We start from the raw sequence: 21,428 nt of genomic DNA, 5'->3' as shown, positions 1-21,428 counted from the left end.
CCAGACGCCCCAGATGGTCGGGTGGCGAGGCGATGGACTGCCGACAGCTCGCGGCGCGTTCGGCCATGAACGCCCGACCGGCGCGCTGCGGCTGGGCCGGCAAGCAAGTGCGGTTGGCCAGGGCCGGTGCGGCGTCGATGTAGTTGCTGTGGGCGCGGGTACGCATGGTGGCCGTCAGCCGGCGATTTCCGACGGCGGCATGCGATGCATCGCTCACGATCACCCGCCCGAAGCGGCAGGCGTTCTATGCGGGCAGCGTCACCACCGAGCGCAGGATGTCGCCGTGGTCCATGCGCTCGAAGGCCTTCTCCACGTCGGCGAGTTGGATGGTCTCGGTGACGAACGCCTCCAGGTCCAGGCGGCCTTGCATATGCAAGTCGATCAGCATGGGGAAGTCGCGGGAGGGCAGGCAGTCGCCGTACCAGCTCGACTTGAGCGCGCCGCCGCGGCCGAACACGTCCAGGAGCGGCAGTTCGAGCTTCATCTCCGGGGTGGGCACGCCGACCAGGACGACCGTGCCGGCGAGGTCGCGGGCGTAGAACGCCTGCTTGTACGTCTCCGGACGGCCGACCGCCTCGATCACGACGTCGGCGCCGAAGCCGCCGGTCAGCTCGCGGACTGCTTCCACCGGGTCGGTCTCGCGGGAGTTGACCGTGTGCGTGGCCCCCATGGTGCGGGCTGTGGCCAGCTTGCGGTCGTCGATGTCCACGGCGATGATCCGCGCCGCCCCGGCCAGGCGTGACCCGGCGATCGCCGCGTCGCCGACGCCGCCGCAGCCGATGACCGCCACGGTGTCGCCGCGGCCGACGTTGCCGGTGTTGATGGCCGCGCCGATCCCGGCCATCACCCCGCACCCCAGCAGGCCCGCGACCTGAGGTGCCACCGACGGGTCGACCTTGGTGCACTGCCCGGCCGCCACCAGGGTCTTCTCCGCGAACGCGCCGATTCCCAGCGCGGGTGACAGCTCCTGCCCGGTCGAGGCGAGGGTCATCTTCTGCCGGGCGTTGTGGGTGTCGAAGCAGTACCAGGGCCGCCCGCGCAGACAGGCCCGGCACTGCCCGCACACCGCCCGCCAGTTCAGGACCACGAAGTCACCGGGCGCGACATCGGTGACGCCCTCGCCGACCGACTCCACCACACCCGCCGCCTCATGCCCCAGCAGGAACGGGAAGTCCTCACTGATTCCGCCCTGCTTGTAATGCAGGTCGGTGTGACAGACCCCGCAGGCCCGGATCTTCACGACGGCTTCGCCCGGACCCGGGTCCGGCACGACGAACGTCCCCACCCGCACCGGCTCACCCTTGCCCGGTGCGATCACGCCCCGTACTTCCTGCGCCATGAGGTCAGTTGCCCTTCTCGGAGTAGTCGTGGAAGCCGCGTCCGGACTTGCGGCCGAGCAGACCGGCCTCCACCATGCGCAGCAGCAGGGGAGGCGCGGCGTGCAGGGGGTCCTTGAAGTCCGCGTACATCGCCTCGGCGATGGCGGTGAGGGTGTCCAGGCCGATCAGGTCGGCCAGGCTCAGCGGGCCCATGGGGTGGGCGCAGCCGAGGACCATGCCGGTGTCGATGTCCTCGGCGGAGGCGTGACCGGACTCCAGCATGCGGATCGCCGAGAGGAGGTACGGCACGAGCAGGGCGTTGACCACGAAACCCGCCCGGTCCTGGGCGCGGATCACCTTCTTGCCCAGCAACGCCGTCACGAACTCCTCGGCACGGGACTGGGTCTGAGCGTCCGTCAACAGCGACGGCACGATCTCGACGAGTTCCAGCACCGGCACCGGGTTGAAGAAGTGCACCCCGATCACCTGGTGCGGGCGTGCGGTGGCCATGCCCAGTTTCATGATGGGCAGGGAGGAGGTGTTCGAGGCGATGATCGCGTCCTCGCGGGTGACGATCCGGTCCAGCTCGGCGAACAGCTCGACCTTGACCTTCTCGTCCTCCGTGGCAGCCTCTACCACCAGGTCCCGGTCGGCCAGTTCGGTGAGGTCGGGGGTGACCCGCACCCGGTCGAGGGCGGCGTCGCGTTCCTCGCCGCTGAGCTTTCCGCGCCGTACGCCCCGGTCGAGTGAGGCCGTGATCCGGGCTCGGCCGGCCTCCGCCGCACCCTGGCTCACCTCCTGGACCACCACGTCCAGCCCGGCCCGGGCGCAGACCTCGGCGATGCCCGCGCCCATCAGACCGCACCCGACGACACCGACCCGGCGTATGTCCTCGCCCGGGCCACCGCTCACCGGAAGGCCGCCTGCCCGGTCAGCGCCTGGCCGATCATCAGCGTGTGCATCTCCACCGTGCCCTCGTAGGTGAGGATCGACTCGAGGTTGTTGGAGTGCCGGATGACCGGGTACTCCAGCGAGATGCCGTTGGCGCCCAGGATGGTGCGCGCGGTATGGCAGATCTCCAACGCGGCGCGGGTGTTGTTGAGCTTGCCGTAGCTGACCTGCTCGGGGCGAAGGCCCCGGTCGTCCTTGGTGCGGCCCAGATGGAGGGCGAGCAGCGTGCCCTTGGCCAGCTCCAGGGCCATGTCGGTCAGCTTGGCCTGGGTCAGCTGGAAGGAGCTGATCGGGCGCCCGAACTGGACCCGGTCGCCCGCGTATGCCAGTGCAGCGCGGAACGCCGAGCGCGCGGCGCCCATCGCGCCCCAAGCGATGCCGTACCGGGCCTCGTTGAGGCAGGACAGCGGGCCTTTGAGGCCGCGTACCTCGGGCAGGACGGCCGTACCCGGCAGCCGCACGGAGTCCAGGACGAGTTCGCTGGTCACCGAGGCCCGCAGCGACATCTTGTGCTTGATGGCGGGGGAGGAGAAGCCGGGGGTGTCGGTGGGGACGACGAAGCCGCGGATGCCGTCGGCGGTGCGGGCCCAGACCACCGCGACGTCGGCGACCGAGCCGTTGGTGATCCACATCTTGCGGCCGTCGAGGATCCAGTCGTCGCCGTCGCGGCGGGCGGCGGTGCGCATGCTGCCCGGGTCGGATCCGGAGTCGGGCTCGGTGAGGCCGAAGCAGCCGATGGCAGTACCGGCCGCAAGGCGCGGCAGCCACTCCTCCTTCTGCTCCTCCGAGCCGAATGCGTGAATCGCGAACATGGCCAGCGAGCCCTGCACCGAAACCAGGGAACGCAGCCCGGAGTCGGTCGCCTCCAGTTCGAGGCAGGCCAGGCCGTAGTCGACCGCGCTCATCCCGGCACAGCCGTAGCCCTCCAGGTGCATGCCCAGCAGGCCGAGTTCCCCGAGTTCTTTGGCGAGCCCGCGGATGTCCTCGATCTCACCTTGCTCGAACCACTCGGCGATGTGCGGCTCCACGCGCCGGTCGCAGAAGGTGCGCACGGCGCCCCGGACAGCGCGCTCGTCCGACGTGAGCAGGCTGTCGAGTTCCAGGAGGTCGAGGGGGTCGGCCGGGCGGCCGGTGTGCTGAGCGTGCATCAGGGTCTCCAGAGATCAGGCGGGGAGGGTCGGGGCCGCCGGCATAGGGGAGTGGACCGGCGGCCCCTGGCTCGGGGCGGCGTCAGGAGGCTTCCGAGGCGGCCCTCGGGTTGATGATGAAGTTGCTGAAACCACCGTTGCGCCGGGCGATTCCGCCGATGGCCTCGTTGACCTGCTCCAGCGGGAACACCTGGTGCTCCAGCGGGCTGAGGTCGATGACGCCGGCTTCCACCAGGTCGGCCATCGCCTGGCCCTCGCCGGAGGTGAACCAGGCCGATCCGATCAGCCGGAGCTGCTGGTCCATCATCCGGTGGATGTCGATGGGCAGGTCACCGGCGACGGCGCCGATGTTCACCGCGATGCCGCCGCGTGCCATCGCCCGCATGCCGGCCAGGAACGTCTCGTGCGGGGCGCCCGGGCCGAGGGCGTCGATGTAGATGTCGACGCCGTAGCCGTTCGTCTCCTCGCGGATCCACTCGTCGAGCGGGCCGTTGTTGAGGGAGTGCAGGCGCAGTCGGCCACCGCCGAGCTTGCCGACCTGGTCGAGCAGGCTCTGGTCGCGGCCGGTGCCGTAGACGTGGGTGAGACCGAAGGCGGGGGCCAGGAGCGCGGCGCCGATGCCGAGGGTGCCGCTGATGCCGTTGATCAGGACCGACTTGCCGGGTGCGGCACCGGCCTTGCGGAGGGCGGAGTACATGGTGCCGAGGTAGCCGAAGCGGGCTGCGGTGTTGAAGGACAGGTTGTCGGGGAGCTTCACCAGTGAGTATGCCGGGGCCAGCATGTACTCGGCGAGGCCGCCCTGGTAGCGGTCGAGCAGGTCGAGCGCGGTGGGGGAGAAGCCGAAGTAGCCGGCGAAGGCGTAACTGGCGCAGTTGATCGAGTCGTTGTCGCGACAGGAGCGGCACGAGCCGCAGCTGCGGCCCGGGTTGACGTATACCCGGTCGCCGACCTCGAATCCGTGGACTCCTTCGCCGACCGCCTCGACCACTCCGGCCGGGTCGAGTCCGAAGACCGCCGGAAGGGTCGGCAGGGGGCTGTGCGGGAACCAAGTGGTCCACATGTTCAGGATGTTGGCGAGGTTGGGGACGATGTTGACGGCGTGGACGGCCACACGGACGTCGCCGGGACCCGGCTCGGGGACGGGGAGTTCCTCGAGCTTCATCGGTTCGCCGACGTGGTGCATCCGCGCGGCTCGCATGGTCGCACTCATGGCTTCTCCTTGCTGAAGGGTGGGGAGATGTCGCCGGTGGCGCCGGCCCCCATCTCGGTGAGCGGGAATGTGGGAGGCGGTCTGCTGGCGTGGGGGATACCGGCCGACGGTGTCGGTCACTCGTCGAGCAGGGTGTTGAGGCGCTGCCGCTGGAGCTTGCCGGTGGCTCCGCGCGGCAGCGCCGGTACGACGTGGAGGCGGCGGGGCCACTTGTGCCGTGCCAGCCGACCGTCGAGGTGGGCGCGGACGTCGTCCAGGGACGGCTCGGCGGCATCGCAGACCAGGAACGCGGTCACGATCTCGCCCCAGACCGGATCCGGTGCCCCGGACACCGCGACCTCGACGACACCCGGCAGGTCGGTCAGCGCGTTCTCGACCTCGGCTGGGTCGATGTTCTCGCCGCCGGTGATGATGGTGTCCCTCAGTCGGCCGACCACCTCCAGGCGGCCCTCGGTGTCCAGGCGTCCCCGGTCCCCGGAGTGGAACCATCCCTCGGCGTCAGTGGTTGGCACCGCTCCGGCGGCGGTCCAGTACTCGGCAGCCACCGAGGGCCCGCGCACCCAGATCTCACCGGGCGTGCCATCCGGCGTGGGTGACCCAGCCGAGTCCACGATCGTCAACTCGACCTGCGGAACGGGGGATCCGGTGGAGGTGGCCGATTCGTCGGGCGCGGAGTACGTCACGCCGGCGCTGGTCTCCGTGAGGCCGTAGGAGTTGACCACTCCGATCCCGCGAGCCCGGAACCGCTCGAGGGTGTCGGTCTGGGCCGGTGACCCGCCGGACAGGATCCAACTCAGAGTGTCCAGGTCACCACCGTAGAAGCGGGGGTGGCGGGCCAGCAGGGCGGACATGGCGGGTACGGCGAACGCGCAGGTGACCTTGTGCTGTCGGACGAGGTCGATGAACAGGCCGGGCTCGAAGCGCGGGGCGAGGATCACCGTCCCGCGCCGTGCCCAGGTGCATTGCGGGAGCCCGCCCAGCACGGCGACATGGGCCAGAGGGGTAGAGACGAGCGCGGTGGCGTCCTCACCGAAGGGCAGCCGCGCCAGTCCGCCAGTCATGCTCCAGTACAGGTTGTCGTGGGTCAGGGCGACGCCCTTGGGGCGGCCCGAGGTGCCGGACGTGAACGCGATGACAGCCACGTCGGAACCAGCAGGAGGATCGAGCGCGGGAGCTTCGGGCCCGATCTCCGCGGGGTACAGCTCCGTCCAGGTCAGCCGGAGGCCCGTACCGCCGGGGAATCCCTCGCCGGCGACCACGGCGACGGGAGCGGTCTCCTCGCAGACGACCGCGAGTTCGCCCTCGGTGACCTGCGGATGGAGCGGTACGAGCACGGCCCCCATCCGGGTCACCGCGAACAGCGTGATCAGGGCCTCGGGCCGTGCCGCCCCCTGCATCACGACCCGGTCGCCTTTGCGTACCCCGAACTTGTCCAGGCGGGCGACGGCGCGCCGGATGGCCAGATCCAATCCGGCGTAGGTCCATGACCGGTCGTTGAAGACCAGGGCGACCCGAGAGCCGGCCTCGGCCGCACTCGCCACCAGGTGGCCACCGAACCAGGTGTTCATGTCCGCACCTCCGCCTTACGCCTGGCCCGGGCGAGGGCGCCGAGTGTCGCCCCCGCGAGGTCAGCAGAGCAGACAGGTGTCTCCTGCTCCAGCAATCGTCGGGCGGCCAGGTGCTCGGCGGGCCAGTTCAGCGTCTCCACGGCGACCAGCCGGTCGTCACGGAAGGCGTAAGCGGCCAGCTTCTCCGGTGTGTCACTCGGCACTACGCGTACCTCGTCGGTGGCCGTACGCAACCCTGCGATCTGCAGTCTGATGTCGCCCTGATCGCTCCAGAACCACGGCAGGCTCCGGTACGGGGCCGGTGAGCCCGCGATACGGCGGCCGACCAGCGCCCCCTGATCGGTGGCGTTCTGCACTGACTCCAGCCGCACCAGCCCGTCCGCGTGCGGGTGGGGATGGCGGGCGCAGTCGCCGACGGCGGAGATCCGAGGGTCGGTGATGGAGCGGAGCTGCTCGTCCACGAGCACACCGTCGTCCACGGCCAGACCGGCGTCCCGGGCGAGCTCGTCGCGCGGGGCAGCGCCGATTCCGTAGACCACGAGGTCGGCGGGGAGCATGCCCCGGCCCGTGACGACCCTCTCCACCCGCCCCGCGCCCTCAATGGCCTGCACGCCCGTCCCGGTGAGGATCCGGACGCCGCTGCGCTCGTGCCGCGCCCGCAGGTGTTCCTGCAACTGCGGGGAGACGGCCCGGCTCAGCAGCCGGTCGGCCAGCTCGACCACCGTCACATCTGCTCCGCGGGCCGCAGCGACCTGGGCGAGTTCGAGGCCGATGAAACCTCCGCCCACCACGACCACGTCCCTGGCCGTGGTCAGCGCCTGGCCGATCGTCAGCGCGTCGTCGAGCGAGCGCAGGGCGTGGACGCCGTCCAACTCGGCGCCGGGTACTGGCAGTTGGTGGTTGCGTGCGCCCGTCGCCAGCACCAGATGCTCGTACGGGACACGGGTGCCCGTGCCGGTGACCACCGTGCGGGCGGCGGTGTCGAGAGCGGTCACACCATCGCCGAGCCGTAGCTCGATGTCCCGCTCGCGGTAGAAGGACTCGGGTACCAGGTCGACGCGTATGCCGTCCGGCTCGGTGTGGGCCTTCTTGGACAGCGGCGGCCGCTGGTACGGCAGATGGGGCTCGTCGGCGAGGACGATGACCGGGCCGTCGTAACCGGCACCGCGCAGGGCCGAGACGACGCTGTGTCCGGCCTGTCCGCCGCCGACGACGACCACGCCCGCCCGTGCGCTCGTCATACCTGCTCCTCGGGCACGTGGACGACCAGTCCCTCGAGGGCGTCGGAGATGTGGACCTGGCAGCTGAGGCGGCTGGTGGGCCGGCGCTCGGCCGCGGTGAAGTCCAGCATCTCGTCCTCGACGTCGTTGGGCGGTCCCACCAGGTCGGTGTGCTGGTCGTCGACGTAGACGTGGCAGGTGGCGCAGGAGGCGTTGCCCCCGCACTCAGCGACGATGCCGTCGACGCCGTGCGACACGGCCGCCCGCATGAGCACCGTCCCGGACTCGGCGGTGACCTTGCGCTGGGTGCCGTCGTGCAGCTGGAAGATGACGATAGGCATGTGGTCCTCCCATGGGGACGGCTCAGGCGGCTTGCCAGGTGACGTGCAGCGAGGTGAGTCCCCGGAACACCCAGCCCTCCATGCGGTCCTCGGCGCCGTCGTCGAGGCGGAGTCCCTTGAGGCGGCCGAAGACGAGGGGCCACGCGAGCGCGCTGACCTCATGGCGCGCGACCCACGCGCCCATGCAGAAGTGCGGGCCGGCGCCGAAGGCGAGGTGCGGGCGGTGAGGCCGGTCGATGTCGAACTCGTCGGCGCGCTCGAAGACCGACTCGTCCCGGTTGCCGGACGCGATCACCAGGGCCACCCGGCTCCCGGCGGGCAGGGTCACGCCCGCGATCTCGTAGTCCTGGGTGAGCTGGCGCGGGTACATGCCGATCGGTGAGACCCAGCGGGCGCTCTCCTCGAAGACCCGCTTCCACAGCGCCGGGTCGGCGAGGACCCGTTCCCGTACATCGGGGCGTTGCAGCAGCGCCTGGGCGCCCACGCCGAAGACGTCACGCGGCTCGTTGACGCCGCCACCGATGATGACCTTGACGTTGTTCTGGATCTCGGTGAGCTCCACCGGCTCGGCCGCGTTGACCATGGAGGAGATCACCGAGCCGTCGGGCTCGTGCCGGACCGCCTCGGCGATCTCGGCCACCGCTTCCTCGATGGCCCGGGTGGCCTGCTCGGCGCGCAGCCAGATGCCGGGGTCGTCGGCGTAGTTGCTGTTGGCGGCCATCATCGCCCGCGACCAGGCGGATATGTCGGCGGCGGTGGCGTTGCGCAGGCCGAGGACCACGGCCAGGTTGGCCGCCGCGAGCGGCTCGGCGAAGTCGGCTATGAGGTCGGCCGCGCCGTGCCCGGCGATCCGGTCGAGCAGTTCGTGCGCGGTCTTCTCGAAGGCGCCGGCCCACAGGTCGCGGACCTGGCGGGGCCGGGTGGGCGGCTCGGCGGCGGTGCGCAGCCGTCGGTGCTCGGGGTCGTCCTCGCGGAGCATGCTGGGACCGACAGTGCGCAGCAGGAGGGAGCCCTCCTCGCGGGAGCTGAACACCTCGGGCAGCTTCTCGGCATGGACGACGTCCTCGTAGCGGGTCAGCAGATGCCGGCCGACGGACGGGACCCAGGCCAGCGGGGCGGTGCGGCGCAGCTCGGCGTAGGCGGGGTACGGGTCGCTGCGCAGCTCGGCCAGGTCGAGCTTGACGACGGGCGCGTCGGATGCCGCCGTCGTCAAGGCGCTCATTTCGCGCCGCCCGCGCCGATCAGGACGAAGAACAGAGTGGCCGGCTCGGTGCCGTTGTTGCGCCAGGCGTGCCGGGTGCCGTTCTGGACGACGAGATCACCGGGCCCGAGGACCGCGGTCTCGCCGCCGTCGAGGTCGAGGAGTATCTCTCCGCTCAGGACGACGCCGTAGTCCACGGTGGGCGTGGTGTGCATGCCCGGGTTGTCGGGCTCGAAGAGCTCCGCCAGACCGGGCGTGTTCTCCAGCTGCTCGGCACCGGCGGCCACGGGGTCCCAGCCCGGGTCGGCGTAGACGCTGCCCGGCGGGAAGGTGACGGTCAGGGCGATCGTCTCGCCGGGGGCCGGGACGTAGGACTTCAGGGTCTGCGTCGGGTCGGCCGACGGGGTCGCGGGAGCCGCTGTGTTCCACACCAGCGAGCGGGCGAAGCCCGGGGTGTGGGTGTACTGACGGGTGACGGGCGGCTCTCCGTCACTGACGATCACGGGCTTGCCGCTGGCGCTGACACCGGTGACGACTCGACGGACCATGGTTCTCTCCCTTGAGAAACAATGCTGAGGAAAATCCCAAGACGTTTGAGGCGCGACAGTAAGAGTCCTGACGACTTTGGGGTTGTCGTGGCCCGCAGCGGACTGTGTCCGGGGGCGGTTCGGTATGAGTGGTTGGTGTATGGGCGGTCAGTCTGCGGCGGGGGTGTCCTGATTGACCAGGGTTCGCAGCAGGTGAACCAGCTCACTGAGCTGGTCGTCGCGCAGGACCGCCGTCCAGGCCCGCTCGCGCTTCGTCTGGGCCGCGATGGCCTTCCGTAGCGTCTCGGTGCCCTGGTCGGTGAGCTCGACGACCAGTTGGCGGCGGTCGGTCTCGTCCCGCTCGCGGGTGACCAGCCCCCGGCTCTCCAGGGTGGTCAGCGCGCTGGAGATGCTGGCACGGGTGGAGCCGGAGACCCGGCCGATGTCCTGCTGGCCGATCGGGCCGTAGACCCACAGGGCGTTCAGGATCCGGAAGCCCGCCCAGGTCAGGCCGAGCGGCCGGTGGACGTGCTTTTCGAAGTCCTTGGTGAGCCGGGCTTCGAGGCGGGTGAGGTCGGTGACCATCTCGATCGCGTCGAGATCCCGGGGCTCGGTCGTCCCCAGCTCACGATGGTGGTGGCGCAGGAGCTCCGAGAACTCCCGGGTCCGGCTCGCGCCGGCGGTCCCCGTCTCGCGCATGGTGTCGGTCACGATCTCCGCCCTTTCTGCTCCGACCGCACCGGTGTCAGCCGGCGACGATCGGGTTGACCATGGTTCCGACGCCCGTGACCTCGGTCCGCAGGACCTTACCCTCGGTCAGGTACAGCCGGGGGGTGCGGCGAACGCCGCAGCCCGCGGGAGTGCCCGTGAAGATCATGTCGCCCGGCTCGAACGTCACCCGCTTCGACAACCAGACGATCAGCTCGGGCACGCTGAAGATGAGGTCCGAGGTCCGGCCCCGCTGCACCTCCAGGTCGTCGACCCAGCCGGCCACCTCGATGTCGTCCGGGTCCTCGAACTCGTCGACCGTCACCAGGTACGGGCCGACGGGGCTGAAGGTGTCGTACGACTTCGGAAGCGTGAACTGGTTGATCGGCTTGCGCCACTGCTCCTTGCGGTCGCTGATGTCCTGACCAGCGGTGACACCCGCCACATAGGACCAGGCCTCGGCCTCGGAGATGTTCTTGCCGGCCCGGCCCATGACCACCACGAGCTCGGCCTCGTAGTCGACCTTGTCGTACTGCGGCTCGACAACGACCTGGTCGTAGGGGCCGACCACGGACGAGGCGAACTTGGCGAACACCGACGGCTCGTCCGGGACGGGCAGGTTGGACTCCTCGGCGTGCGCGCGGTAGTTCAGCGCCACGCCGATCGCCTTGTACGGCTTGGCGACCCGGCCCAGGTCACGCGGCTCGAACGGCTTCCAGTCCGCCTCCGCGGCCCGCTCGGCGAGGGCGCGCAGCTCGTCGTGCGACGACAGGTCGGACAGCACCTCCAGGCGCGGCTCGATCGCTCCCTTGCTGGCGTCCGCGATGTCCAGGGCGCGGTCGTCGCGCACGACGACGGGGCGGCCGGCGAGGTTGGCGAGCTTCATGCGGGCACTTCCTTCAGGTCTGCGGGGTCGGGGAGGGGCAGGGCGAGGCCGCCCTCGACCTGGACCCCGAGGGTGTTGATGACGGTGGCGATGGTCAGGTACTGGCCGACGGTGTAGAGCACGTCGATGACCTGCTCGGTGCTGAGGTGTTCCGTCAGCCGGCCCCACAACTCGTCGTCCACGCCCTGGCGGTCCAGGAGCGAGTCGGTGGCGGCGAGCAGCACCCGGTCGAGCTCGTCGAGCCCGTCCCGGTCGCCGGTCGCGGCAGCCAGGATCGTGTCGTCGGCGAGCCCGGCGCGGCGGGCGATCCGGACGTGCTGGTCCCACTCGTACGCCGCCTGCGCCCGGGCGGCGATCCGCAGGATCATCATCTCCCTGGAAGCCAGCGGCAGGGTGTTCTTGCCCAGCACGTGGTTGCCGAAGACGAGGAAGCGGCGCAATGCGTCCTCGTGGTGGGCCAGGGTCGCCCAGATCGTGTAGATCCGGCCGTCCTGATCGCGGTACGGCGCCAGCGACGCCAGTGTCTTCTCGTGCAGCTCGCTCTCGTCGACGGGCTGCAGGCGGGCCTTCTCAGGCACTGCTCCCGGCATCGGGTCCTCCTCGGCTCGGCGGCTCAACTTATTCGTATGAATCTTGACCGTCAAGAGTCTTACAAATATCGTCCTCGCCATGACGATCCAGAGCCTTGGGTACGTGGGCATCGGTACGCCCGACCCGGATGCATGGGCGGAATACGCCCGGACAGTGATAGGTCTCAGTGCCGAGCCAGGGACTGCGGCCGACGGCGGCTCCGCCGCGGGTGGCGACTTCGCGCGCCACCGGCTGCGCATGGACCAGCACCCGTTCCGCATGTGGCTGACCGAGGCAGAGACCGGGGGAGTGACGGTCATCGGCTGGGAGGTCCGCGACGGAGCGGCCGTCGACGAGATGATCGTGCGTCTCAAGGAGGTCGGCGTCGACGTCACCGCGGGCACGGAGGAGGAGTGCCGGGACCGCCAGGTGACCCGCATGGTCCACTTCACCGGACCGCTCGGCATCCGCACTGAGCTCTTCTGCGGCCGCCGCCTCGCCCCGAGCCAGTTCGTCTCACCGCTCGGCGTCGACTTCGTGACCGGCGAGCAGGGGCTCGGGCACGTCGTAATGAAGACGCCGCGCGTGCAGGAGGCCGTCGACTTCTACTGCGACGTGCTCGGCTTCCGGCTCAGCGACACCGCCGACTACCCCTGGGGCACCTTCTACTTCCTCGGCTGCAACCCGCGCCATCACAGCATTGCCTTCATCCGCTCGTACAAGAACGAAGGCACCCACCACATCCTGTGCGAGGTGACCAGCCCGGAGGAGGTCGGCCGCGCCCTCGACCGCACGCGCGAGCACGACGTCAAGCTGATGGCCACCCTCGGCAAGCACGCCAACGACGGGATGTTCTCCTTCTACATGAAATCGCCCGCTGGCTTCGGCATCGAGATCGGCGCGGGCGGGGTCCAGGTCGACGAGAGCACCTGGGTAAGCCGCACCTACACCGCCGACATCTGGGGCCACCACCCAGTGGACTGACACCAGGCTCTTCCCTGCCCGCCCTCGACGAAAGCAGCCGTATCCCATGCTCCAGAGCTACCTGCAGGACACCTGGGTCACCCCAACGGCCACGCGCGCTTCAGCGGCCGCCGCGCACGACGCGGTCACCGGTGAGACGGTCTGCCACGTCTCCTCCGAAGGCCTCGACATCGCGGGGGCGTTCGAGCACGCCCGGCGCGTCGGCGGTCCCACCCTGCGTGCCCTCACCTTTCACCAGCGAGCGGATCTCCTGGACGCGATCGCCGCTGCCGTCCGCGCCCGCCGCGAGGAGCTCTACGCCCTCTCGGCCCGTGCCGGTGCCACTCTGAACGACGCCCGCTACGACGTCGACGGCGGCGTCCGCGTCCTGCGCGACTACGCGGCCCGCGCCCGCACCGAACTCCCGGACGCGCCCCACCTCGTCGAAGGCCCCGCCGAACGCCTAGCCCGGGGCGAGGACTTCCTGGGCGTCCACCTCGTCACCCCCTCCCCGGGCCTGATGCTCCAGGTCAACGCCTACAACTTCCCGGTGTGGGCACCCCTGGAGAAGCTCGCCCAGGCCGTGCTGGCGGGCATGCCCAGCGTGATCAAGCCGGCCACCCCGACCGCCTACCTCACCGAGCGCTTGGTCCGGATCCTCACCGAAGCAGGCCAGTTGCTGCCCGGAGCCCTGCAGATGGTTGTCGGCTCGGTACGCCCGGCGCTCGATCTGCTGGGCGAGCAGGACGTCCTGTCCTTCACCGGCTCCGCCGCCACGGCGGAGACGCTGCGCACGCACGCGAACCTGGTGGCCCGCTCCGTCCGTTTCAACGCCGAGGCCGACTCCGTCAACGCCATCGTGCTGGCCCCGGACGTCACCCCCGGAACGCCGCTCTTCGACGCGTTCGCACGCGAGGTCGTGACCGAGATGACGGTCAAGGCGGGCCAGAAATGCACCGCCATCCGCCGAGTCCTCGTCCCCGCCGAGCACGAAGCCGCCGCACTCGACGCCCTCGCCTCCGAACTCGCCGGCGTCACGATCGGCAACCCCACCACGGAGGGCGTGCGGATGGGCGCCGTCGTCAGCCTCACCCAGCGCGACGACGTACGACGGGCGGTGCGGGCGATCGCCGAGTCCGGGCGCTTCGTGTACGGCGACCCCGAGAAGGTGCGTGTGGTGGACGCCGACCCGGAGCGGGGCGCCTTCCTGGACACGCTGCTCATCTCCGCGGACCCGGACGCCGCTGCACCCCACGAGGTTGAGCCGTTCGGACCTGCCGCGACAGTACTGGCGTACCGCGACACGGCCCATGCCACCGACCTGGTGGCCCGAGGCCGGGGCAGCCTCGCCGCCTCCGTGGTGAGCGACGACCTCGCCTGGACGACCGCCTTCGTGCGGGCGGCGGCACCCTGGCACGGGCGACTCCACCTGCTGGACTCGACGAACAGGACGCAGACCACCGGGCACGGCTCCCCGCTCCCCGCCTTGCGCCACGGCGGCCCCGGCCGGGCCGGAGGCGGTTCGGAGATGGCGGGGATCCGAGGCGTCGTCGACCTGATGCAACGAACGGCACTCCAGGCATCGCCGAGGCTGCTGAACGCCTTCGCGTCATGAGCGGACAACTCCGCTCACGGGCTCTGATCTGCACCTGGGAAGTGCTCCTTTCCTCGCAGCCAACAGGCCCCTCACAAGTCCTGTCGTTGCAGTTCAGGAGCGCTTTTCGCCTTCTTTGCCAGCCCTCGGACAGGCCACTTCGTGAACGCGCGAGGCCAAACGGGACGGATATGGTCACGCCGACCTCGGCCTCCTCCACCTGCAGATCCTCCACGCAGACTGAACATCGTGACGCCCGGTCACGGCTCCGTGGCGAGTGGATCAGAAAGCTTGGGACGACCGGCGTCATCAGACGTACGCACCGTGGAGTCACCCCACGCCCACACCGGCCTCCCGTGACCACCTCACATCCCGAACCCTGAAGCCCATCCCCAGCGCAAGAAACAAGGCGGAAGGCCGTGCCGAGGACGGCGACACGGCCTTAGGGAGTGGGTCATGCCCAGATGATCAGGCGGTTGTTCGCGGTCACGCCGACAAAAGACCGCTTCCCCACATGTCCGGATGCGCCCGATCGACACCCATTCCTTCCCGTTTGGGTGCAGCCGTAACATGCAGTTAACCCGCGGGCCGACACGCGGATGGTAGCCGTGCGCTCCCAGGCGGAAGCTGGCGTTACTCAGGTTGAACTCGCGGAGTCCGGTATCTCGACAAGGCCCGTGAGGTCCGGGCCGGTGGGTGGCAGGCGGCCGGTGATCGGGTAAGGCCGGTACTGGATCTTCTTCAGCTTCCGCTTGGTGACCCGGGTCAGGTGCGCCAGGTCGGCAGCGGCGAAGTCGGCCAGGGCCCGTTTGGGCAGGCTCCAGATCCCTTCCTGGGGGTTGATCTCCGGCGCGTACGGCGGCAGGTGGAAGATGACCAGCCAGTCCTTGTGCTCTTCCGTGAGGACGTGCAGGGGCAGACTTGTCTGGGCGGTCATCGTGCTGATCTCCTTCGAGGCTTCGAAGATCGCGCGGAGCCGGTAGGGCGCGTTGACCTCCAGCAGCCCGGTTGGCGACCTCGAGGCAGGATCCCGGGCAATATGTTACACTCAGTTTAATAATATCGGGGGCGGTGCCTCCGCCATGGAACAAGTCCCATCCTCATCCGGAGGGTGGAGGGGCGGTGCGAGCGGAGGGCGACGGTCAGTGACACAGGAGACGGCAGCGGCCAAGCGGGGACGTCCGCGGACGATCGACCCGAACGCGATCGTCGACACCGCGACGCGCCTGATGCACCGACAGGGCTACGCAGACACCACAATGATGGAGATCGCGGATGCCTGCGGCATCTCGCGCAAATCGCTTTTCCTCTACTTCCCCGCAAAGTCTGACCTCATCTGGGCGACCTTCGACGGCTACGTCGAGGGGTTGCGCAAGAACATCACCAACTCCGACGCAGCCGACCCCCTCGACAAGGTCATTGACGCCGTCATCGTCGGCTTCGATCTTTTTCCCCTTCGCCCCGACATCATGCGGCTGCAAGTCCAGATGATTGGCACCGACAGCGAGCTCCGCCAGCAGGGTGAGAGCCGTAGCCTCTCTTGGCGCGACGCCGTGGCGGACTGTCTCGTCCGGCGAACCGGCAACCGCCCTCTCGCCGACGGCCTCGCCTATGGCGTCTGGCGGTGCCTGTGGAAGGGCCTGCACCTCTGGGCCGACACCAGCCTTCCCAGCCCGCTGCCGTTGGTACAGGTTCAGCTCGATCAGTTCGCCAGAGCGGTGAACGAGCCGACCGGGATGCCCACCGAGCACGACAAGCGCAGCTGACTCCGGCTGAGGCGCCCTTGGCGCACAAGACGGGCACGTACGCGACTCGGACCACGAAAGCAGACAGGGCACGCCCGCACACCGGGAAGGAACCGCCGTGAGCAACGACATCACCGCAGTCAACGCCGTTCTGCTCGTACTGCGCATCACTGTCGGAGGCACCTTTATCGCTCACGGATATCACCACTGGCGCGGCGGCGGCCGACTCAAAGGCACCGCCAGTTGGTTCGAGAACCTTGGACTCAGACACGGGGTGTTGCAGGCCTGGGCCAGCGTGCTTACCGAGATCGGCGCCGGAGTCCTGCTCGTTGCCGGCCTGTTCACGCCGCTCGCCTCCGCCGCGGTCGTCTCGGTGATGCTCGTCGCCTTCGTGATCTGGCACCGCAGGAACGGCTTCTTCATCCTCAAGGAGGGCTGGGAGTACGTCGCCGTGCTCGCGGTCACCGGGCTGACACTCGGCACGCTCGGAGCCGGCGAGTGGTCGCTCGACCATGCGCTCGGTCTCCACCGTGAGCTGTACGGCTGGACCGGTCTATGGATCGCGCTGGGCGTGGGCTTGGCCAGCACGGCTCTGCTCCTTGCCGGGACCTACCGCCCCGCGAAGCGCGAGGACTGAGCGTTCCGGCCGGACGCCGCGATGCGCTGCTGGTTCATCCATCGCCACCGTGGCCATCGCACGCGCACCTGCGACGGCCGTTGCACGCCGCTGCTCGCCGGTCGGGGCGTGAGTCGGCCGGGCTCACACACGACGCCGTCGCCACTACCTGATCACCTCGGTGGGGCAACGGACTTTCAGGCGCTGAGGTCCCTGCCAGGCGTCACCGGCGGCGATTCGGCCGTGGCGCAGGGGCGAGCCGCACCCTCGCGGACCTGGACGCGGTGCGGGCACGTGTCGCCGTCCCGCCGCTGCCTAAGGACTTCGTCGTCGACCCCTACCAGTTGTGGGAGGCCCGCACACACACGGCCCACGAACAGGAGAGGGCGGGCCGGACGGGCGAGCCGCTGATCGGGGTTAACGCGAGGGACCTGACGACGCTGAAGGCGGATCGGAACGTCTTCCGCGATCTGGCACCGCACACTCCTGAAGACGCTGTACGCCTCGCGGAGTCGGGGGTGGGCGGGGACCGCAGGATGTCGCGAGTACCGGAGCTGGGGCGCAGACGTCGTCCTGGGCAGGGAAGCCTTCGTACGCTCGGGCGATCCGCGGCGCACGTCGGTGCGCGAGTTCATCGAGACCGCGGCGGCTTCCGCCCCCGCGCCTTGATGCTTGCCGCTGTTCCACAGACAGGTCCTGCCCCCTGCTGACATTCGTCAGCGGTGTTGAGCGAGCGGTGCTCCAAGCCGCGAGTCCCGAAGGGGTGGACGTCCGGTTCGGGCGTCCACCCCTTCATGTCATGAGGCCGTGTCGCCTACGGAGTGACCTTCTCGATCGTTACGCTGCCGTGTCCCGCCGTCGTCCCGCGCGCGGTCACCAGCCGTACCTCAGCGAAGACGTCGCGGCCGTCGGACGGCGCCGTCGCGACGCTGACGGTCGCGGACGCCGTTGTCGTGGCGCCGGTTGCGAGTTTCACCGACGGCGAGCCGTGGACCGTGACCGTCCCGAGCGTGGTGGAGGTGTAGGTGTCGCGGTAGTCGTACGCGGTCGAGCCAGAAGGTACCGAGTAGCCGAGGACCTCGACCGTGTAGGTGCCGGCCGCCGGATCGGCGAGGGATACGGACTCTTCGGAGCCGTCGGTCGCGGACCGGCCGACCACGTTGCCCTTGACGTCGTACACCGTGAGGTCGAGGTCGGCGGACGAGTCGGAGACACCGCCGACGGCGACGTCCAGCGAGGTGGTGCCCTTGGGTACCTCGACCATGGTGGTCTGGGTGGCGCCGTTCGCGATGGTCGGCCGGGCGGTCTTGGACGAGCCGAGCACGGCGCCCTTGAGAGTGCCGTCAACGGCCGCCATCTTGTTGGTCACCGTCCAGGAGGCGGCGACATTCGTACCGACCTTGGCCTCGGGCACGGTCACGGTCTCGGGGGAGAAGTCCGCTCCGTATGCGGTGGCATTCACGTGGTACGGGTTGTCGAGCACGGACACCCGCCATGCATCAACTTCGATCTCCCAGACGCCGGGCACCGGGTTCTCGTACTGGGCCAGGTGCCTTGGCTCGCTGGCGTCGCCATCGACGGGGACACCGTAGGGGTTGATGGCGGAGAACCCGGTCCAGCTGTTCTTCTTCAGCCCGCTCAGCGTGACTTCGAGTGACTTCGTGCCCTTCGGGACGGTCACGAAGTACGAGTTGACCTGGCTGCGCTGCACCGAGCCGGTGGCGGAGAAGTCGTAGCGGGCGGGGGTGGAGACGACGACGGTGGTCAGGATCTGCTTGTCGATGCCTGCCGTCTTCGGGTCGTCGACCTCCAGGATGGCGCTTTTGATGCCCGTGGACGTCGGCGTGGCCTGGATCTTGACGGTCACTGGCTTGTTCAGCGGCAGGTTTACCACCTGCGGGCCGACGATTGAGAAGGTGCGGGCCTTGTTGTTCGCCAGGCGCAGGACGTGCGCCAGTGAACCCTCGGAGCCCGACGTACGGGTGATCGTGACGTCGTACATCTTCTGCTGCCCGGCCTTCAGACCGCCCTCGCGGTCATAGATGCCGGTGCCGAAGCCCGGCGTCTTCAGCGCCTGGCCGAGCAGGGTGTCCACCGGGGCCTTGACGGTGTAGTCGTGGGCGGTGGCACCTGCCTTGATCGCATTCCAGGCGCCGACGATGTCGATGAGGCCGGCGCCCTCCTCGTATGCCTGGAGGCCCTTGACATGGCGGGCGGTCGAGGTCAGCGACGTGCGCAGCTTTTCCGGGGTGAGCTTGATGTGCTGCTGCTTGGCGGCGCTCAGCACCAGTGCGCTCGCGCCCGTCACATGTGGGGAGGCCATCGACGTGCCGTTGTACATCGCGTAGCCGGCCGGCAACTTCCAGCCCGCCTCGGGCATCGGCGAGCCGGGCATCCAGGCCGGGATCGTGCTGACCGCGGAGCCGGGGCCCACGAGGGTCGGGGTGAAGCCGCCGTCCTCACGCGGTCCGCGCGAGGAGAAGTAGAACAGCTGGTACTTCCTCGGCGCGACGGCGCCGTAGTTGGCGGCGTAGGTCTGCTTGGAGAAGCCCGCACCGACGGAGATGACCTTGTCGGCGAGGCCGGGGTCGCCGATGGTGTTGGCACCGGGACCGGAGTTGCCGGCCGAGATGACGAGCTGAACGCCGTAGGTGTCGATGAGCCGCGTGTACAGCTCGGCGCGGGCGTTGTTGCCGTCGTTGAGAGCCGGCAGGCCGCCGACGGACGCGTTGACGACGTCGACGTGACGGTTGGCGACGAGGTCGATCATCCCCTCGGTGATCGCCACGTTCGTGCAGCCGCCGTTGAAGACGCAGGCCCGCTCGGAGACTATCTTCGCGCCGGGGGCGGCACCGTTCATCTTCCCGCCGAACATGCCGTTGGCTGCGGTGATGCCGGCCACGTGGGTGCCGTGCGCGCTGGCGGTGAGGCCGATGTCGACGAAGTCGGCCTTCTTGCCGGCCCAGTCGCCGCCCATCTGGTCCATCGGCACGTCCTTGCGGATCTGCACGACGAAGTCCTGGCTCTCGGCGATGTCCGTCCCCGGGTCGTCGGTGCCGAAGCGGCCGATCTGATGGCCGTGGCCGTATGCCTTCATCGGGGTGTCGTCGGTGAAGTCGCCGTTGTCGTTGACATCGACGGTGACTGTGCCGACGGCCGGGTCGTACAGGACGCCCCACTCGTCGGTGGTGTCGCTGTCGCGGTTGACATCACCGTCCGCGTCGCCGTCCTTCACGTCACCCATCTTGGTGACCGACTCGTGGAACACACTGATTCGGTATGAGCCCGCGGAGGCCTTCCAGGTCTTGCTGTCATAGGTGAAGGCCGGCCCCGTGACGGAGGTGGTCATCGGCAGCCAGGTGCCGTCACCGTCGATGATCGGGTCCGTTGCCGTCACCCAGTCGACGATCTTGCGCGCTCCGGTCGTCGTCTTCTGCAGTGCCGGGTTCGCGAGATCGACACCGGTGTCGAGGACGCCGATGGTGACGCCGCGGCCGTCCGCCTTCGGGTGCTGCTCCACGAAGTCGACGGCACCCGTGTCGGCAGACGGGTTGTACGGATTCGCAGCGGGGGTGTTCTTGCCGGGGCCGGGATAGCCGGCAGCAGACGCGTCGGCCTGACCGATGTCGGCCTTGGGATCTTCGAGGGGTATCACCTTGCGCAGGTCGACGCCGTGCACGGAGGAGAGCTTGACGGCTCCCGCAATGGCCGAATCTGCCCTGGAGGTGGGGATGGTGGCCCGGACGTAGCCGAGCTTGTCGTAAGTGCGGCCCACGGAACCGCCCTTGACCGCGTCTAGTTCCTTGGCGACCTGATCAGTCTTGCCGGGCGCAGTCGCGATCATCATCGTGACGGTCTTGTCGCCATGGGCCTTCGCGGCGGCGAGAAGGCGGGCGTCCTCGGAACCGAGCTTGTCGTGGGCAGATTTGAAAGGGGCAGGTTTGGTCGGGGCGGTCGCCGGGGCGGCCGTCTGCGCGGCAACAGCGAGGGGCATAGGCCCGATCGAGGCAAGAGCGGCCGCCAGGGCCGCGGTCACTGCTGCGCGGGCCACGCGACTTGCGCCCGGTATGAGAGCGCGGTGGGGGGTGGTCATGGGAAGTCCCTAGTGCTGAATAACTACGGCACGGCAGCCGGAACGATCGCGTGCGACCGTTGAAGCCAGGGCTGCGAGCCTGAATGATCACTTAGTCTCGCACAAAGGGCCTGCGCTTGTTGAAAGTTCATACGGATTGCCTGTGAATCCTCTGTGTGCGGGCCGGATTTGGGTCGCGGCTACTCGGCCATTCCGAGCCGACAGTGGCACCGCTGGGCCGTTGTACCGTTCAGCTTCTGCACATCCACATCGCGCTCTGACATGCGGCTGGCGTCCGCGCCTCTTGAAAAGTGTGGTCCTTGCGTGAACACGCCGCCGTTTCGCCGCCGGTGACAACTGATTCTCCCGAGAACATGGCCAGGGCACTCGACAGCCGTCCATGCAGAACGCTCGGCGGGGGAATCCCCGTCCGAGAACCGGCTGCACGAACCGTTTCCGTGTCAGCCGACGCCCGGAAGGGGACACACTGGGCGCTGAGATCCGCGGTCTGGTGCCGGAATTGGCGCAGGAGGCTGCGGAAACCGTCGCGACCGTCGTCGCACTTGTCTGTCAGGGGGGAATCCGCCGGGCACCATCCCCGCCATGCTGTCGTCCGCCTGCGAGACACTGCTGACCGCGACGGTCAGTTGCCGTGGGCGTGGAGCGCGGTCGTCAAGTAGGTCACCAAGAAGAGGGGCTGTTCACGAGTGGGGTTGACGTGCAGTTCTGAGCCCGTTCGAAGATCTTTTCCCTTGGGCGAGGTGATCGTTCCCCGTCGGTGGGCTTCTC

General features: G+C 69.2%; 19 protein-coding genes and 1 pseudogene. 5 read left to right on the top strand and 15 right to left on the bottom strand.

Annotated features, from left to right (window positions below; all coding sequences use genetic code 11):
* Positions 1–106: 106 nt before the first annotated feature.
* The 13 genes and pseudogenes from ABZX85_RS48305 to ABZX85_RS48245 all read right to left on the bottom strand — a co-directional run.
* Positions 107–196, bottom strand: a pseudogene (locus tag ABZX85_RS48305) (MBL fold metallo-hydrolase); the annotation flags it as partial.
* A 48-nt stretch (positions 197–244) separates the two neighbouring features.
* On the bottom strand, positions 245–1,339 hold the full coding sequence (locus tag ABZX85_RS48300) for an S-(hydroxymethyl)mycothiol dehydrogenase (protein ID WP_355884715.1): 1,095 nt from the start codon (positions 1,337–1,339) through the stop codon (positions 245–247).
* A 4-nt stretch (positions 1,340–1,343) separates the two neighbouring features.
* Positions 1,344–2,231: a 3-hydroxybutyryl-CoA dehydrogenase gene (locus ABZX85_RS48295; RefSeq protein WP_355884713.1), complete on the bottom strand. Its 888-nt coding sequence runs from the start codon at positions 2,229–2,231 to the stop codon at positions 1,344–1,346.
* The gene (locus tag ABZX85_RS48290; RefSeq protein WP_355884712.1) at positions 2,228–3,418 is read right to left on the bottom strand and encodes an acyl-CoA dehydrogenase family protein; all 1,191 of its coding nucleotides are present in this window, start codon (positions 3,416–3,418) and stop codon (positions 2,228–2,230) included. The genes ABZX85_RS48295 and ABZX85_RS48290 overlap by 4 nt, the downstream gene beginning before the upstream one ends.
* Before the next feature lie 82 nt (positions 3,419–3,500).
* The gene (locus ABZX85_RS48285) at positions 3,501–4,628 is read right to left on the bottom strand and encodes an alcohol dehydrogenase catalytic domain-containing protein (protein WP_355884710.1); all 1,128 of its coding nucleotides are present in this window, start codon (positions 4,626–4,628) and stop codon (positions 3,501–3,503) included.
* Positions 4,629–4,744: 116 nt separating this feature from the next.
* Complete coding sequence (locus tag ABZX85_RS48280; protein WP_355884708.1) at positions 4,745–6,196, bottom strand: AMP-binding protein; 1,452 nt, start codon at positions 6,194–6,196, stop codon at positions 4,745–4,747.
* On the bottom strand, positions 6,193–7,437 hold the full coding sequence (locus ABZX85_RS48275) for an FAD-dependent oxidoreductase (protein ID WP_355884706.1): 1,245 nt from the start codon (positions 7,435–7,437) through the stop codon (positions 6,193–6,195). The genes ABZX85_RS48280 and ABZX85_RS48275 overlap by 4 nt, the downstream gene beginning before the upstream one ends.
* Positions 7,434–7,757: a 2Fe-2S iron-sulfur cluster-binding protein gene (locus ABZX85_RS48270; RefSeq protein ID WP_355884704.1), complete on the bottom strand. Its 324-nt coding sequence runs from the start codon at positions 7,755–7,757 to the stop codon at positions 7,434–7,436. Before ABZX85_RS48270 ends, ABZX85_RS48275 begins: the two co-directional genes overlap by 4 nt.
* A 22-nt stretch (positions 7,758–7,779) precedes the next feature.
* Positions 7,780–8,970 (bottom strand): cytochrome P450, encoded by a 1,191-nt coding sequence (locus ABZX85_RS48265; RefSeq protein WP_355884702.1) that lies wholly within the window; start codon positions 8,968–8,970, stop codon positions 7,780–7,782.
* A 5-nt stretch (positions 8,971–8,975) separates the two neighbouring features.
* Positions 8,976–9,506 (bottom strand): cupin domain-containing protein, encoded by a 531-nt coding sequence (locus ABZX85_RS48260; protein ID WP_355884700.1) that lies wholly within the window; start codon positions 9,504–9,506, stop codon positions 8,976–8,978.
* A 147-nt stretch (positions 9,507–9,653) separates the two neighbouring features.
* The gene (locus ABZX85_RS48255; RefSeq protein ID WP_355884699.1) at positions 9,654–10,196 is read right to left on the bottom strand and encodes a MarR family transcriptional regulator; all 543 of its coding nucleotides are present in this window, start codon (positions 10,194–10,196) and stop codon (positions 9,654–9,656) included.
* Between the two features lie 34 nt (positions 10,197–10,230).
* Entirely contained in the window at positions 10,231–11,079 is an 849-nt protein-coding gene (locus ABZX85_RS48250) for a fumarylacetoacetate hydrolase family protein (RefSeq protein ID WP_355884697.1), read from the bottom strand.
* Positions 11,076–11,669 carry a carboxymuconolactone decarboxylase family protein gene (locus ABZX85_RS48245; protein WP_355884695.1) on the bottom strand — a complete coding sequence of 198 codons (594 nt, stop codon included), beginning with the start codon at positions 11,667–11,669 and terminating at the stop codon, positions 11,076–11,078. The genes ABZX85_RS48250 and ABZX85_RS48245 overlap by 4 nt, the downstream gene beginning before the upstream one ends.
* A gap of 79 nt (positions 11,670–11,748) precedes the next feature.
* On the opposite strand from ABZX85_RS48245, the gene ABZX85_RS48240 reads away from it, so the two are divergent.
* Together ABZX85_RS48240 and paaZ are read left to right on the top strand one after the other, a co-directional pair.
* On the top strand, positions 11,749–12,633 hold the full coding sequence (locus tag ABZX85_RS48240) for a VOC family protein (RefSeq protein WP_355884693.1): 885 nt from the start codon (positions 11,749–11,751) through the stop codon (positions 12,631–12,633).
* A gap of 46 nt (positions 12,634–12,679) precedes the next feature.
* Complete coding sequence (gene paaZ / locus ABZX85_RS48235; protein WP_355884691.1) at positions 12,680–14,227, top strand: phenylacetic acid degradation bifunctional protein PaaZ; 1,548 nt, start codon at positions 12,680–12,682, stop codon at positions 14,225–14,227.
* 616 nt (positions 14,228–14,843) lie between these two features.
* Here the strand turns inward: paaZ and ABZX85_RS48230 are convergent.
* Positions 14,844–15,143 carry a transposase gene (locus ABZX85_RS48230; RefSeq protein WP_355884689.1) on the bottom strand — a complete coding sequence of 100 codons (300 nt, stop codon included), beginning with the start codon at positions 15,141–15,143 and terminating at the stop codon, positions 14,844–14,846.
* A gap of 208 nt (positions 15,144–15,351) precedes the next feature.
* Between ABZX85_RS48230 and ABZX85_RS48225 the strand changes: the two genes are divergently transcribed.
* The 3 genes from ABZX85_RS48225 (at position 15,352) to ABZX85_RS48215 (ending at position 17,277) form a co-directional block, all read left to right on the top strand.
* Positions 15,352–15,972 (top strand): TetR/AcrR family transcriptional regulator, encoded by a 621-nt coding sequence (locus tag ABZX85_RS48225; protein WP_355884687.1) that lies wholly within the window; start codon positions 15,352–15,354, stop codon positions 15,970–15,972.
* A 97-nt stretch (positions 15,973–16,069) separates the two neighbouring features.
* Positions 16,070–16,588: a DoxX family protein gene (locus ABZX85_RS48220; RefSeq protein WP_355884685.1), complete on the top strand. Its 519-nt coding sequence runs from the start codon at positions 16,070–16,072 to the stop codon at positions 16,586–16,588.
* 263 nt (positions 16,589–16,851) lie between these two features.
* Entirely contained in the window at positions 16,852–17,277 is a 426-nt protein-coding gene (locus ABZX85_RS48215; RefSeq protein ID WP_355884684.1) for a hypothetical protein, read from the top strand.
* A 104-nt stretch (positions 17,278–17,381) separates the two neighbouring features.
* On the opposite strand, the gene ABZX85_RS48210 is transcribed toward ABZX85_RS48215, so the two are convergent.
* Positions 17,382–20,660: a S8 family serine peptidase gene (locus ABZX85_RS48210; RefSeq protein ID WP_355884682.1), complete on the bottom strand. Its 3,279-nt coding sequence runs from the start codon at positions 20,658–20,660 to the stop codon at positions 17,382–17,384.
* Positions 20,661–21,428 lie beyond the last annotated feature (768 nt).

The sequence above is a fragment of the Streptomyces sp. NPDC004539 genome (genome assembly GCF_040610055.1).
In the GTDB taxonomy this organism is placed as follows: Bacteria; Actinomycetota; Actinomycetes; order Streptomycetales; family Streptomycetaceae; genus Streptomyces.
Note: the sequence above shows the minus strand (reverse complement) of the source record. Positions and strands in the feature narration are given on the sequence as shown.